We start from the raw sequence: 14,297 nt of genomic DNA, 5'->3' as shown, positions 1-14,297 counted from the left end.
AACAGCATTAAATCTATCCCGTTTTTCCTGCCATTGTATTAAGCCAGATTATGTTGAACTACCGGCAAAAGAAAGCGCTCTGATTCACGGATGATGGCTTCGATGTTTTCATTATCCAGTTGACGCATGGCCCGTTGCACATAAGGGTCTTGTCCTTCGCCCGGCACTCTGGCATCACCCTGCCAGGCCTGCACTAACTTATTAACGGCTTTGGTTTGCAGCTCGACATCTGTGCTGATAGCGCCTGTCTGGGTATCGAAGCAGACATCGAGCCATGCCCAACCACTTTTACTCAACAGTTTTAGCGGCGAACGTAGCCCTTCTCTGTAACCGGCAACCAGTATCTCCAGTTGGCTCAACGCGACGTCTGGCGGCAGATTAGCGTAGCGAAAAGCCGAGCCGCTACGACCAAACATTTTGCTTTCACCCTGACCACCGCTGGCGCAGTAAACCACGTGCTCAATCCACAGCAGCAGGCCATCTCGGGCCAGCAGTACCGCAGGCCGCCACCGCAATAGGCCATCGTCCTGAACCTGATGCAGCCAGCCGGTCAATTGGCCGTCGGCCAGTTGAAGGGTTAACTCCATGCTTGTGCTCTCGGTGCGGGCCTCGCTAACTTGGTCTGCGAGTTCAACCATCTCTTCACACTGTTTCTGCCAGTAAATCTCGCCGAAAGGCCCATAGGGCAGTCCGCCGGAGGCTTTTACATGGCTAAACAGAATAGCGGGATCCTGCTGCTCAATAAGCGCGTTGAGTAGCTGGGTGTTCAATTGATAACGATTCAAATTATCGAGAATAAAAGGCTCTTCATCCGAAAGCTCCGTCTCTTCAATAATAAAGCTCACGTTCAGTCGCATCTGGAAAAAAGCCTTAATCGGATGACGATAAAAACGCAGCAAATTATCCAGTGATATGTCGTTTAACGGCAGAGCCTCAAGTGGCTGATTAAAATCAGTCACCGGCTTACCTTCTCCCCCTGCAGCGGGTAACCATTCCGCGGCATAGCTCTGCATCTCACCTTGGTTGTCGAAATTACTGGCATCAAACGGCGTTCTCGAATGCCAATACTCAAGATGCTGACGCAGCCTTTTTTCACTGTCATCGGCGTTGAGTTCGCGGTCTTGCTCCAGGCAGTAGCTTTGCCCGATATACTCAAGCAGTTCGCTGACCAGCACGGAAGGGTAACGCTCACTGTTGTCTTGTATTGAACGGCCTATATAGCTGATATACAGCTTGTCCTGAGCGGACAGTAACGCCTCCAGAAAGAGGTAGCGGTCATCATCGCGACGGCTGCGGTCACCCCGTTTAACCTGTCGGGCCATTAAATCGAAACCCAGCGGCGGTAAAGTACGAGGATAAATACCGTCATTCATGCCGAGCAGGCATACGACCTTAAATGGGATGGATCGCATCGGCATCAGCGTACAAAAGTTGATCGGTCCTGCAAGGAAACGCTGACTTATACGCTCCTGGTCGAGTCTTGAGGCCAGTTCATCGCGAAGAATAGACAGCGGAACATCATCAGGATATTGCGCTGCGATACCCTGGTTAATCACCTTTTGCCACTGCTGCTCAATCAATGCGAGGGCCACTTCTGTTTCACCTTCTGGGGAGAAAAAGGTGTTGAGCAATTCGTGGCATACGGATAGCCAATCATTTAGCGAACGAGACTGCGCAAGGCGAATACGCCACTGACTCAACTGCATTAACAGTTCGGCAAGGTGTCCGGCAAGCTCGGCTGCAAGTCCCGTAGATTCATCATAGGGCAGCACACCCTGCCAGTCGCCCGCGCGGCTATCCATGGCATAGCCCAACAACATGCGCGTAAGACCAAAATGCCAGGTGTGCTGGCCGGTAGCGGGAAGGGCCAGCTCTCGCACATTGTCGTCGTCCAGTCCCCAGCGAATACCCGACTCGCCCACCCATTGACGCAGCAGGCGCAGACCGTCTTCATCAATTGAGAAACGCGTAGCCAGAGCAGGAACGTCTAACAGCCCCAGCACCTGTTCGGAGGTGAAGCGGCTTAATGGCAGGTCGAGCAGGGAAATAAAGGCCTGTAGCGCCGGATGCGACTGGCTGGCCTTGCGGTCTGAAATAGCAAAAGGCAGATAACGCTCTTTCGGCGCATTGCCAAATACTGCCTGAATATAGGGTGCGTAACTGTCGATATCCGCAACCATCACAATAATATCGCGCGGCGTGAGGCTATCGTCGTTTTCCATCATCGCCAGCAAATTGTCGTGCAATACTTCAACTTCTCGCTGGGGGCTATGGCAGATATTCACACTGACCGAGCGGTCTTGAGACTGCAGTACACGTTTAGTTTCACTGCTTGCCAGCGTCTCTTTTGTCATGCCAATAACGGCATGGTCTTCAAGATCAAGCATGTCCTGCTGAAGTGCATGCAGCAGGGTTTCATTCCCTACATCAACAAAAGCATGCACTTCCTGAATATCATCAACCTGAGACAGCAGATACATATGGTCGCGCCCCAGCTTTCCCCAAGATGCCAACAGCGGATTACTGAGGTTTTGCTCGCCTTCTTCATTGAAAAGCTGCTGAGCCAAGTGCGGTTCGCGAAACAGCGATGTTTCGACTGATTCAAGGTAGTGACGGCGTTTACGGCTCTGCAAACGCGCGAGAAAAGCATAGTTTTGAATATCGCCCCAATAGTAGCGGCAGGGGTTAGTAAACATCAGATGAATATCAATGTGTTTACCCAGTGCCTGTAGCGCTTGTAAATAAACCGGTGGCAGCGCTGAAATACCGCAGATGAATACCCTTTTGGGCAAACCCTCCGGGCAGGCGTCCGTGCTATTTAGCGCATGAATAAAGCGCTCATAAAGATTGGCCCTGTGCCATTCTGGCTGCTGCAGCGCCTCGGTGTATTCACACAGCGCCCGCCACAGCGGAGCCTGCCAAAGCTGTGATGCATCAAGCTGCTCGTCTTCAACCAGCTTTCCCTGCTGCCAGGTTTTTAGCCATTCCGGTCGGTACACCAGATATTGGTCAAACAGGTCAGCAACGCGTGCGGCCAGCTGATGAATTTTTCTTTTGTCACGATCATCGGTCAAATAGTTCTGCAATGCAGCAAACTCCGGCTCTTCAAGCTTGCCGGGCAGCAGCCACATCAGCTTCCAGGTCATGGCGTCTTTACTGAAAGCGCTCTCCTTGGGAATGCCGGGCAGCACCTTGGTGAACATGTCCCAAATAAACGTTGCGGGCAGCGGAAAAGCTATTTGAGCAGCAATACCAAAAGTCTGAGCCAGCTCCATTTGTAGCCACTGTGCCATTCCGGGGCTTTGGACCAGTATGACCTCTTGATGAAAGGGATTATCAAGAGGACGGCCTTCAATCAGCCGGGTAGTCAGTATCTTGAGAAGATCTAACTGATTGGAATGGTACACAGTAAACATAGCCGTTTCCTTGAGGCTCCTTAAGGAGCAAATATCTTCACGCTGCAGGCTCCCAGCCCTGTTATCAGACCGAGTAATTCATACTTTACCCACCCATTCACCTAAAGCAAAGAAAGGTGGGCAATAAACCTTTGTTAAGAATGATTAATCAGCATCTGGCCGACAAATCCAGCGACTTAATTGGCTGGTGTAGCGCAACGGGGTTTCTACGCTGATGGACACTCGCTGGCAATTTTCAGTGGCCTTGATATCAGTGATTTGCACCCGCCAGCCGTTTTTTTGCAGCACTTTACCTTTGCCCGTTACCGCGAAGCTTTCAAGTTGATCGTGAGCTTCACTCCAGGCCTGGCGCACATGCCATTGACGGCTGAATCCCTGGCTCAATGACTGATAATATTGCAGCAGGCCCAGTAGAGAAACGGAGAGTAACAATGTAGCAATTAGCGTTTCAGGTAAACTTAACCCTTCCTGTCGGCTCATCAGGTGCTTCCTTTTCGCTGCATTTAGTTTCGTCCTTGAACGGGCAAAAATCGAGCCAGCCATCTTTAATAGCAGTCAGTCGAATTTCACCAGCATTTATAATTTTCATAGTCGCCAGTTGGTATAAAAATACTGATTCTACAGCAGCGCCCTTCCCTTCTCCGCGTACGACGTAATGGTCGGCCAACTCGGCAGGTTTAAAACAGCTGCGCAGTTCAGAATTCGCCGAGCCAGCATCAGGGCGCTGCGCGCATTGCCATTGATTATTGGCTTGCAAGGCCCAGCGGCGGCTTATTCCCCAATTGAGTGATGACGCGGCTAACTCCCGGGCGACGAGATAATTCTTTTCACTGCGTGTTAATGAAAGAGCCGCATTCAGATGCTGATTAACGGTATTCAGCGCCAACAGGCCCAAGGTCATCATCATCATGATGGTCAGTATTAGGGCACTGCCGCGCTGACTGGCCTCATTCGACTGCCTGGACTTTTTCATTGCACTTTTACGACAGTATTTAGCCTGCTGCCTACTGAAGCATTTTTTTTCCAATTCGCCCGCATCTCTAATACCAGCAATTTACCGCCCGAATCACCCGTAATGGCAGAAAGCTGAAACTGTGAAAACTCGACTTCGCTAGGATCTAACATTCTCTCCCAGCCGGGACCGTTGCACTGTGTTACACCGCGCTGGCTTTCCAGCATCCGGTTGCGAAGCCGATAGCCAAAATACTCTGATTCACCATGACCGGCAGGCTCCCAACGCCCGTTTCGATTAAGGTCATAAGCGACGATGATGCAGGAATTTTTTGCCTCACCGCTGGCCTGCGTGATTACTATAGCCTTGCCGCTACATTTTCCGGCACAGAAACCCGCGCGCCTAAAATCCTTCTGCAACGTTAATGCCGTCTGTCGCAGTAGTTGATCAAGCTGATAGTGCTGACTCAGTTGCTGCGTTCGTTGGCGTAACATCGGGAAAAACTGCATCGCGCCTAAAATCAGTACACTGCCAATTCCCATTGCCAACATCGCTTCCGGCAGCGTAAACCCCTTTTGATTAACACGGTATGAAGCAAAATTTCTAATTTTCAACATAACGCAATACCGCCTAGGCTCTGCGTTTCACTGCACAGCCTTAAACGTCCTCTGGCAGAAAGAATAATTCGAATCGTTCCCGCCGAGTTGTGCAGACTAATATGCCCAGACTGGGCCATATTGCGCAGACCATAAAATCCCATGACCTTCTCGGAATAAGCTTTAACAGAAATATCTGGCGCAGTGAGTTGAAACATCCCTGGCTGGTGAGGCTCACATCTATCCGGCTTAACTCCGCTCCCCACGCAGCCCCCTTTTCCATCGATTGTCCACAGCAACCGTGTTTGGTTATTGCGGTAGGCCATCGACTGCATTCCAGTTAAATAAATGCGAAGACGCTGAACCTGTTGCTCTAGCTGCATTCTTTGCTGATGTTCACGCCACCCCTGTAACGACCACAGCCCCAGCATGGCTATCAGAGCCAGCACTAGCATGATTTCTATGAGGGTCATTCCCCGCTCTCTTGATGAAGTATTCATGTCCATGAGGCGAGTGTAGGGGGAAGGTAAAAAAACAAAAACCCGAAAAAGCAGACTACTCGGCATGCCTCGCAAAAAACAACGCTATGTTGCATAAGGCGGCATCAGCTCAGGAAGAGACATTCCAACACGCTGAATTTATGGGATAAAAATCTGTTAAGGATATTTTTTTGAGGTACAACGGAACAGGGGAAAGCAGCATAACCGAGAGGGAAATATACCGCCCGGGGGTGCCGGACGGTGGGAGTTAGCTATCGTTATTCAAGTCTAGATTGCAACCGGTGCCTTAATAGCAGGATGCGGGTCATAACCTTCGATTTCGAAATCTTCAAAATTATAATCAAACAAAGAGGCAGGTTTGCGTTTGATGATCAATTTTGGCAAGGCGCGAGGTTCACGACCGAGTTGCAGATGAGTCTGTTCCATGTGATTGCTATAAAGGTGAGTATCCCCCCCCGTCCAGACAAAATCACCCACTTCGAGGTCACACTGCTGGGCCATCATATGGACCAGCAGGGCGTAGCTGGCAATATTGAACGGTAAGCCGAGGAATACGTCACATGAGCGCTGATACAGCTGACAAGAAAGCTTGCCGTCTGCGACATAAAACTGGAAGAAAGCGTGGCAAGGCGCCAACGCCATCTGATCAAGTTCGCCCACGTTCCAGGCAGAAACAATAATACGTCGGGAATTAGGATCCTGCTTGAGCTGGTTTACAACGTTGGCAAGCTGATCGATCTGCTTGCCGTCGGGAGCACCCCATGCGCGCCACTGCTTACCATAAACAGGGCCAAGGGAGCCGTTTTCATCGGCCCATTCGTCCCAGATGGTGACTTTGTTATCACGCAGATAAGCAATATTGGTTTCACCTTTCAGGAACCATAACAGTTCGTGAATGATAGAACGTAAATGGCAGCGCTTGGTGGTCACCAGCGGAAAACCTTCTTGCAGATTGAAACGCATCTGATGGCCAAAAATCGACAATGTCCCTGTACCGGTACGGTCGGCTTTAGGTGTGCCTTCATCAAGCACTCGCTGCATTAATTCCAGATACTGTTTCATATTACCTCAAGACAATTGTTTCTGCGGGCGACGATAGGCCCAGATGACCATAATGATACCAAAGACAATCATCGGAATGGAGAGAATCTGCCCCATGCTGATGACACCGTCGAATAAACCAAGTTGAGCATCTGGCTGACGGAAGTGTTCAACGATAATGCGGAAGGCACCGTAGAAAATAAGGAACAAACCGGAAACGCTGCCCATTGGACGCGGCTTGCGAATAAACAAGTTGAGGATGATAAACAGCACCACGCCCTCAAGTAGCAGTTCATAAATTTGCGACGGGTGACGCGGCAATACGCCGTATTGGTTCAACAGCGGCTGTAAACTAGGGTTGGCCGCGGCGATAGCAACGTCTTCATCATGTGAACCCGGGAACAGCATAGCCCAAGGAACATCGGTAGTGACTCGCCCCCAGAGCTCGCCGTTGATGAAGTTACCCAGACGACCCGCACCGAGTCCAAAAGGGATCAGTGGCGCAATAAAGTCGGAAACCTGGAAGAAGGTGCGCTTGGTTCTGCGGGCAAACCACAGCATGACGACGATTACGCCAATCAAACCGCCGTGGAACGACATGCCGCCATCCCAGACTTTAAAAAGATACAGCGGGTTATCAAGGAAAAGAGGGAGATTGTAGAACAACACGTAACCTACACGGCCGCCGATAAAGACGCCAAGGAAGCCAGCATAAAGCAGATTTTCAACTTCTTCCTTTTTCCAGCCACTGCCCGGTTTGTTAGCACGACGGACGGCAAGCCACATGGCAAACACAAAACCCACGAGGTACATCAAACCGTACCAGTGAAGTGAAACCGGTCCGAGTGAGAAAATCACTGGATCAAACTTGGGAAACGCCAGATAGCTGTTACTCATCTATCACCACAAATTGATTGTTGTTGTGGGCCAAAAGCTCAATTTAATCAAAATCATACCCTAAGTAATTGAAGTTGAAGCTTCAACAACATCAGATGTAAAAATGAAGGGCTCAAGACCAGAGGAGCAAATGATAGCATAAGAGAGAAGAAGTCTGGTTCAACAGCGCTGGAAAAGAACTGTAAAAAAAAGTCTCGTTATTTTGTAACTCTCTAGCAATACGAGACTTTTTTTGTTCACAAAACAACCAGCATGCAGTTACTTACCGCCGCGGATAAGGCCACCTAAGCCACGGCGTTCCATGAAGGCCGCCGTCATATGGCGCACTTCGGTAGTAAACTGTGCCTTCAGAACGCGGCGTGCCAGCTCCTGTGCATCGGCAATATCAATTTGGCGCAGCAAGAACTTCACTCTAGCGACACTGCGTCCGTTCATACTGATATTACGAAAACCTAGGCCGACCAGTAAAAGTGCGCCCATTGGGTCACCGGCCATTTCACCGCACAGGCTAACGTCGATACCCGCTACTGTACTTTCGACAATAATTTGATTCAGAACGCGTAACATCGCGGGATGTAGGCTGTCATAAAGCCCCGCAACGCGAGTGTTATTGCGGTCAACCGCCAATAAGTACTGCGTCAGGTCATTGGTACCCACGGAGATAAAATCGACTCGGCCGGCAAGCTCGGGCAGCATGAATACCATCGACGGTACTTCAATCATCACGCCAATACGCGGTTTTGGCTGCGCGTAACCTAACGCCTCTTCCACTTCACGTCCGGCACGGTCAATTAATCGGCGCGCTTCATCAATTTCTTCGAGACTGGTGATCATCGGCAACAAAATACCCAGATTACCGGTCGCGGCATTGGCGCGCAGCATCGCTCTAACCTGGATCAGGAAGATCTCTGGCTGATCGAGCGTAATGCGAATTCCGCGCCAGCCCAGACAAGGATTTTCTTCGCTGATTGGCATGTAGGGAAGCTGCTTATCTGAGCCAATGTCCAGAGTACGCAAAGTAACCGGCTTGGCCGGGAACAGCTGCAGCATGCCCTGATACTGCGCAACTTGCTCTTCTTCAGAAGGAAAACCGCTTTGCAGCATAAACGGAATTTCAGTGCGATAGAGACCAATCCCGTCTACTCTGCCGCCAAACAGTTTTTCATGGTCAGCGCTTAGGCCGGCATTGAGCATCACCTGTACCCGCTCACCGCTTTGCATTTTAGCCGGTTGTTCTACATCACTTTCAGCGCGCTCACTCAGCTCCATCTCTTCACTGATCAAGCGACGATATTCATTAACCAGTACAGGTTCGGGATCGATTAACAGCTCACCGCGATAGCCATCGACAATCAGTTGACGCTGATTGAGCAGCGACGGCTGAATGTCTGCCCCCATAACCGTGGGTACGCCCATCGCACGAACAAGGATCGCCGCATGAGAGTTGGCGGCACCGTCACGGACTACTACGCCCTTAAGGCGCTCCTGTGGGACTTCAGCCAGCAGCGTCGCCGTGAGCTCGTCGGCAACCAGAATAAAGTTTTCAGGCCACTGCGTGTCACCCTGGGCAGTGTCATCGAGATGAAACACCAGTCGCTGCCCAAGCGCACGCAAGTCGCTGCCCCGCTCTCGCAGGTAAGTATCTTGCAAACTGGCAAACTGAGCCGCGAATTTCTCGACCACTTTTTTTACCGCCCACTCAGCCACTGCACCCTGATCGACCTCAGTAAATAACTCGCGCTTGAGCCTGGCGTCGTTTAACAGATGAGAATAGAGATCGAAAATTGCGGCGCTTTCTTTCTGCGCACTGGCGGTAAAACGCTTACTGAACCGGCGAAACTCTGCCCCCGCGTCTTCCAGGGCACGGGTTAAACGCTCGCGCTCGCGAACGGGGTCAAGCGTTGATGCCATGTAAACATGGTCAAGAGAAGGTTGGCTGCTGTCCTGCCAGCCGGTCCCGATAGCCACGCCGGGCGATGCGGCCAGCGCTTTGACGCGAGTCTGACGGAATCGCCCATAAAGGACATTAAGCTGGGCCTGTGAAAGGATCGCCGCCATTTGTGTGGCCAGCGTGACCATGAAGGACTCTTCACTTTCATCAAACTGACGATGTTCACGCTGCTGAATAACCAGCACGCCCAACAGCTGGCGTCGATGGATAACCGGCACCCCAAGGAAGGAGCGGAATAAATCTTCTTTAACCTGAGGAATATATTTAAAACTGGGATGGCTTTGTGCATCAGCGAGGTTGATGGGTTCTGCCAGACGGCCTACTAATCCGACAATGCCTTCATCAAATGCGAGTGCAATAGTTCGCCCGCGAGGCTTTTTCAAGCCTCGCGTAGCCATCAGGTAGTAACAACGACGATCGTTATCAGCGAGATAGATTGAACACACTTCAGTGTCCATCGCCTGACAGGTTTCATTAACCAAAACATCCAGCGCATCATTCAGGCTGGATGCCATCGCTACCTTTTCAACTATTTCTCGCAACCGCGTAAGCATTTCTTCGTGACTTAGCCTCTTTTTCGACGATAAGCGGGAGTTGTGCGGTTAATTGGCACTTCCTGCATTGGCATCACAGTTGTGGAAAACTCTTTCATCACCCGGCGATATACGTCACGTTTAAATGATACAACCTGACGTACCGGATACCAAAAACTCACCCAGCGCCACCCGTCAAACTCGGGCGTGCTGCTGCGTTGCATATTGATGTCTGCATCATTACACATGAGTTGTAACAGGAACCATTTTTGCTTTTGGCCGATACAGACCGGCTTTGTGTCCCAACGCACCAAACGTTTTGGCAATTTATAACGTAACCAGTTGCGGGTCGAAGCCAGAATACGAACGTCTTTTCTACTCAGTCCCACTTCCTCAAACAGTTCACGATACATGGCTTGCTCAGCCGTTTCTCCGGGGTTAATACCTCCCTGTGGAAACTGCCATGAGTGCTGTCCATACCGACGGGCCCACAACACTTGCCCCTGCTTGTCACAGATTACGATACCAACATTCGGGCGGTAGCCATCATCATCGATCACCGGACTACCTCGATAAGCTTAAAATGCATAGATAGTCTGATTGTTTCATACTACCAACAGGCGGTAAACCACTGGTTATCACTCTGTTCAAATGGGCAAAAGCGGGATAACTTTCGTAAAACCTCGAAGTTATAAACAGCCAGTGCGGTATTTAAGGAATTTTATTCACTTTTTCTGTGGATAGATATGTGAAGAACATAAGAGTAAGAGGGGTAAAACTAATTTCAACCTGGCGACCGGCCGCAAAAATATTAAAATTAACCCTATAAAAAACATAAGGTTATTGTGATATCCACCGGTTTAATACAGACAGCAACCTCAGGCTTTGCCCCCCAAGATCCTAAACTGGCGAAAGATCACACAATGTTGATTTTATCCACAGATAATTAACTGAATCAGGTTACATATGGGACAAAACCTCATAAAAACCCCCTCGTCAAGCCTGTAAATGGAAACAGTGCTACCCAATACTGTGGGTTATCCCACAAATCTGTGGATAACTAGGGGGGTGATCCTGTTCATTATCTCCGTCAACAGGTGGTCAACTCTAATAAAGGCATTCCATAATCCACAGAAAGGCGGAAAAAACCTATGGCAAATCATGCTATTATTAAGGTTAATCACAGCACGCAAATTTAATTTTTTGTGCTCGCCAAGGTGCGTACAATTTTTAACCAAAAAGACTGAGACTTTTTTATGTCGATCCCCCTACCCGCACTTCAACCTCCACAAGATGAGCACGCTTTACTTTTTCGCGCTCAGTCGCTGGCAGGATACACATTGGGCGAACTCGCAGAGCGGGCAAACCTGGCTATTCCGCCGGATCTAAAACGTGAGAAAGGTTGGGTTGGTATGCTGCTTGAAGTGTATCTTGGCGCCAGTGCGGGGAGTAAACCCGAACAAGACTTTCCTGAAATAGGCGTTGAGCTGAAAACCATTCCTGTTGACAACACCGGTAAACCGCTTGAAACCACCTTTGTGTGCGTTGCGCCGTTAACCGGTAACAGCGGCGTCACCTGGCAGAGCAGTCACGTTAAACACAAGCTGACACGCGTGCTGTGGATACCCGTTGAAGGTGAACGACAAATTCCCTTATCTGTTCGCCGAGTGGGTACGCCACTGCTGTGGAGCCCTTCCGCTGAGGAGGACGAACAGCTGCGCCAGGACTGGGAAGAGTTAATGGATCTTATCGTTCTGGGGAAAGTTGAAAGTATCACTGCCCGCCACGGCGAGGTGCTGCAGCTGCGCCCCAAGGCGGCCAACAATAAGGCCAGAACCGAGGCCATTGGTGAAAAAGGTCAGCCAATCATGACGTTGCCACGTGGCTTCTATTTAAAGAAAAGCTTTACCCGCCAACTGCTCGCCCGCCACTTCTTGCTTTAATCGTCAGCTTCCTCGTTACATTAGTCATTACATTCTGCAAATTGCCATTCTTTGCTAACATTAATGGGGAAGTCTAATCAGACCAATTCAAAGGGTTTTACAATGAAAAATTCTTTTAAACTCGTCAGCGCGATAGCGTTGGTATTTACCTTGGCGGGTTGTGCCAGTGATTATGTAATTGCGACTAAAGACGGCAACATGATTTTGACCGAGGGTAAGCCTAAACTTGATAAAAGTACTGGTTTGCTAAGTTATGAAGACGCTCAGGGCAACGAACGGCAAATTAATAATGACCAGGTCACTCAGGTTATGAAACGCTGATACTGGCTTATTGAGCCGTCTTGGCATCAAGACTTATGTGACGAGAACGACTCCCGGCGGCTTGCTCCGCCGGTATTTCTACTTGGCTTTAGCCAGACGTTATGGCAGTTCACCCCTTTTTTTCATGCCAGGCAATGCCACCGCAAGCTCCATTAATGCAATAACTGCTAATGCAGAAATAAACCAGAACTTACCGAGTTCAACCAGTATCCATCCCCCTATCGCCGGGAATCCAAATATCCCGATAAAATAGGCAACGACGAACCACGTTAATGCAGCGTGTCTGTTTTCCTGCGCCGATTCATTTATTGCCCACGTCTGAATAACCGGATAAGCCAGTCCGTAGCCCAGTCCGGTCAGAATAGCGGCCGCAATGTGAAACGACGGATGCATCCAGACACCCATTAATGCAATGAGACCCAAGGTCAGGCACGACAGCAGCGTAATTAGGAGTGGCCGACGCGGGATCACAGATAATCGATTGGCAAGCAGCAGCCTAGATGCCACAACGGTTATGGCATGCACCGCGTAAAAGGTGGCGGCCTTTAACTCGGTTCCTGCCAAAATAGAACTCTGAAACGACATCATTCCCGAAAATACGCAGCCGCCAAGCCCCACCATAATAATCGGACTTATCGCACTGCTGCGGGCGATCGTTGTGATTTTTCTGACCCAAGGCCGCAGTAAAGTTTCCTGCCGGCTGCGAGGTTCTCGCCAACCAAAAGAGAAAAACATTATTGAGGCGACAACACCCAGCAGCCCAACCCAGACAAAAGCAGTTTGGACAGACGTACTGGCTTGTTCAATCGCAACGTTGAGCAGAATAGGGCTGGCGCAAATCCCTGCCATTTGGAAGGCACTAAAGCGCGTAAACCAGTTTCCCCGCTCTGCGTCAGTGATGCGTTCTGACAGCGCCATCGGCGCGCTGATGTAAAATATGCCCCAACCCAAGCCAATTAGCAGCGTGGCAAAACGAATAACAACCTTGAGTTCGACATTGACGCAGCCAAACAGGACAAAACCGCCAGACATAGCCAACGCCGCTATCGCCGAAAGTCGCGAGGCTTCAATTCTACCTGAGAACCAGCCGACCAGAGGCACACCAATCAGAGTGCCTATCAAAGCAAGCCCCAACGTCTGGCCGGCATCGATATCGCTGCCGCCCTGCAAGCGAAAAAACGCTGAAATCAGAAAGGTCGCACCGTAACCTCCCGCCATAAACAACGTGCCGAAAAGTAGAAAAAATGCCGACGATGTTCGCATAGATGAAACTCCATTTTTGATTTATTTAATTGGAAATGGAGTGGGGCACCATCGAACGCAGTTTTTTCACAGCCTCATTCATGCGTAGACATAAATAACTCACTTCATCTTCATGATTAAATCTCCCAAATCCAATGCGCACACTAGATTGTGAATTAACGTCATTTACGCCTATTTCTTTTAAAACATGAGAAGGCTTATCACTTCTCGATGTACATGCAGAGCCGGAAGATAGCGCTACTTCTGGAATTTCCAATAATAGTGATTCCGCATCCACACCCAAAAATGAGATATTTAACAATCCAGGAACGATATTTTCAGGAGTTTTTCAGTTAAGAGTATATGAGTTAAATATTGTCTTACAGAACCCTCATGTATAACAAATATTTCACACATGTCTATTTGATATTTTCCGAAATCGATTTATATACATCCTGAATGCTATAATGTAAATTATTCAATCGCGGATTACGCTTTTGTGAATTAGTCAGCCCTTCTGCTAAAAACTGTAAACGGAAGATCCCAAGATGATCAAAAGCTACAGATATTCGTGGCAGATACCCCTCACTTTCCTGAATTTTTTTAGCACATGATAAAGCCGCATCGAATGCCATCAATTGACAATCCACTGTCACCTCATTACTTTCATTAAAATAAACTCGCGAGTTTCCCGCAAGAATACTTACCCGTCCCTTAGGTTGAAACATACCCCCTCCTTCCTAAAAGAAAAATCAGTTTATACAAAGCGACATGAAATCACCCAGAGATTATATACCCACACTTTCCAAGATATTTAATCACTCGTCACATCAAAAGAAAAAACAATAATTTTAATCGTTATTTAATAAAATACCTTTGAAAAAATAAACATTAAAAACAAAAAA

The 14,297-nt window shown here is 49.2% G+C and carries 13 protein-coding genes; 2 read left to right on the top strand and 11 right to left on the bottom strand.

Annotated elements, in window-relative coordinates; translation table 11 throughout:
- Window positions 1–38: 38 nt before the first annotated feature.
- The 9 genes from recC to rppH form a co-directional block, all read right to left on the bottom strand.
- Window positions 39–3,416: an exodeoxyribonuclease V subunit gamma gene (recC, locus tag GA565_RS05500; protein WP_152197667.1), complete on the bottom strand. Its 3,378-nt coding sequence runs from the start codon at window positions 3,414–3,416 to the stop codon at window positions 39–41.
- Window positions 3,417–3,560: 144 nt separating this feature from the next.
- Window positions 3,561–3,896, bottom strand: coding sequence for a prepilin-type N-terminal cleavage/methylation domain-containing protein (locus GA565_RS05495; protein ID WP_152197666.1), 336 nt, complete (start codon window positions 3,894–3,896; stop codon window positions 3,561–3,563).
- Entirely contained in the window at window positions 3,865–4,326 is a 462-nt protein-coding gene (locus tag GA565_RS05490) for a YgdB family protein (RefSeq protein WP_226950913.1), read from the bottom strand. The genes GA565_RS05495 and GA565_RS05490 overlap by 32 nt, the downstream gene beginning before the upstream one ends.
- Window positions 4,327–4,385: 59 nt before the next feature.
- Complete coding sequence (locus GA565_RS05485) at window positions 4,386–4,985, bottom strand: prepilin peptidase-dependent protein (protein ID WP_152197664.1); 600 nt, start codon at window positions 4,983–4,985, stop codon at window positions 4,386–4,388.
- Window positions 4,979–5,464, bottom strand: coding sequence for a prepilin peptidase-dependent protein (locus GA565_RS05480; protein WP_152197663.1), 486 nt, complete (start codon window positions 5,462–5,464; stop codon window positions 4,979–4,981). The genes GA565_RS05485 and GA565_RS05480 overlap by 7 nt, the downstream gene beginning before the upstream one ends.
- 267 nt (window positions 5,465–5,731) lie before the next feature.
- Window positions 5,732–6,526: a thymidylate synthase gene (gene thyA / locus GA565_RS05475; protein ID WP_152197662.1), complete on the bottom strand. Its 795-nt coding sequence runs from the start codon at window positions 6,524–6,526 to the stop codon at window positions 5,732–5,734.
- Between the two features lie 6 nt (window positions 6,527–6,532).
- Entirely contained in the window at window positions 6,533–7,402 is an 870-nt protein-coding gene (gene lgt, locus GA565_RS05470; RefSeq protein WP_055772973.1) for a prolipoprotein diacylglyceryl transferase, read from the bottom strand.
- 258 nt (window positions 7,403–7,660) lie between these two features.
- Window positions 7,661–9,907, bottom strand: coding sequence for a phosphoenolpyruvate--protein phosphotransferase (ptsP, locus tag GA565_RS05465; protein WP_152197661.1), 2,247 nt, complete (start codon window positions 9,905–9,907; stop codon window positions 7,661–7,663).
- An 11-nt stretch (window positions 9,908–9,918) separates the two neighbouring features.
- On the bottom strand, window positions 9,919–10,446 hold the full coding sequence (rppH, locus tag GA565_RS05460; protein WP_055772967.1) for an RNA pyrophosphohydrolase: 528 nt from the start codon (window positions 10,444–10,446) through the stop codon (window positions 9,919–9,921).
- A gap of 696 nt (window positions 10,447–11,142) precedes the next feature.
- Here rppH and mutH point away from each other — a divergent pair.
- Window positions 11,143–11,829: a DNA mismatch repair endonuclease MutH gene (mutH, locus tag GA565_RS05455; protein WP_152197660.1), complete on the top strand. Its 687-nt coding sequence runs from the start codon at window positions 11,143–11,145 to the stop codon at window positions 11,827–11,829.
- Window positions 11,830–11,931: 102 nt separating this feature from the next.
- Window positions 11,932–12,150 carry a YgdI/YgdR family lipoprotein gene (locus GA565_RS05450; protein ID WP_055772962.1) on the top strand — a complete coding sequence of 73 codons (219 nt, stop codon included), beginning with the start codon at window positions 11,932–11,934 and terminating at the stop codon, window positions 12,148–12,150.
- Window positions 12,151–12,249: 99 nt separating this feature from the next.
- Here GA565_RS05450 and GA565_RS05445 read toward each other — a convergent pair whose 3' ends face one another.
- The gene (locus tag GA565_RS05445; protein WP_152197659.1) at window positions 12,250–13,413 is read right to left on the bottom strand and encodes an MFS transporter; all 1,164 of its coding nucleotides are present in this window, start codon (window positions 13,411–13,413) and stop codon (window positions 12,250–12,252) included.
- Between the two features lie 398 nt (window positions 13,414–13,811).
- Window positions 13,812–14,120 carry a hypothetical protein gene (locus GA565_RS05435; protein ID WP_152197658.1) on the bottom strand — a complete coding sequence of 103 codons (309 nt, stop codon included), beginning with the start codon at window positions 14,118–14,120 and terminating at the stop codon, window positions 13,812–13,814.
- Between the last annotated feature and the right edge of the window lie 177 nt (window positions 14,121–14,297).

The sequence above is a fragment of the Rouxiella sp. S1S-2 genome (assembly GCF_009208105.1).
GTDB lineage: Bacteria > Pseudomonadota > Gammaproteobacteria > Enterobacterales > Enterobacteriaceae > Rouxiella.
The sequence above is the reverse complement of the archived record's forward strand: the minus strand, read 5'-3'. Positions and strand labels throughout refer to the sequence as shown.

Coding starts and splice junctions, on each gene's coding strand:
- recC (WP_152197667.1), bottom strand. CDS start 3,416: ATGTTTACTGTGTACCATTCCAATCAGTTAGATCTTCTCAAGATACTG.
- GA565_RS05495 (WP_152197666.1), bottom strand. CDS start 3,896: ATGAGCCGACAGGAAGGGTTAAGTTTACCTGAAACGCTAATTGCTACA.
- GA565_RS05490 (WP_226950913.1), bottom strand. CDS start 4,326: ATGATGATGATGACCTTGGGCCTGTTGGCGCTGAATACCGTTAATCAG.
- GA565_RS05485 (WP_152197664.1), bottom strand. CDS start 4,985: ATGTTGAAAATTAGAAATTTTGCTTCATACCGTGTTAATCAAAAGGGG.
- GA565_RS05480 (WP_152197663.1), bottom strand. CDS start 5,464: ATGAATACTTCATCAAGAGAGCGGGGAATGACCCTCATAGAAATCATG.
- thyA (WP_152197662.1), bottom strand. CDS start 6,526: ATGAAACAGTATCTGGAATTAATGCAGCGAGTGCTTGATGAAGGCACA.
- lgt (WP_055772973.1), bottom strand. CDS start 7,402: ATGAGTAACAGCTATCTGGCGTTTCCCAAGTTTGATCCAGTGATTTTC.
- ptsP (WP_152197661.1), bottom strand. CDS start 9,907: ATGCTTACGCGGTTGCGAGAAATAGTTGAAAAGGTAGCGATGGCATCC.
- mutH (WP_152197660.1), top strand. CDS start 11,143: ATGTCGATCCCCCTACCCGCACTTCAACCTCCACAAGATGAGCACGCT.
- GA565_RS05450 (WP_055772962.1), top strand. CDS start 11,932: ATGAAAAATTCTTTTAAACTCGTCAGCGCGATAGCGTTGGTATTTACC.
- GA565_RS05445 (WP_152197659.1), bottom strand. CDS start 13,413: ATGCGAACATCGTCGGCATTTTTTCTACTTTTCGGCACGTTGTTTATG.
- GA565_RS05435 (WP_152197658.1), bottom strand. CDS start 14,120: ATGTTTCAACCTAAGGGACGGGTAAGTATTCTTGCGGGAAACTCGCGA.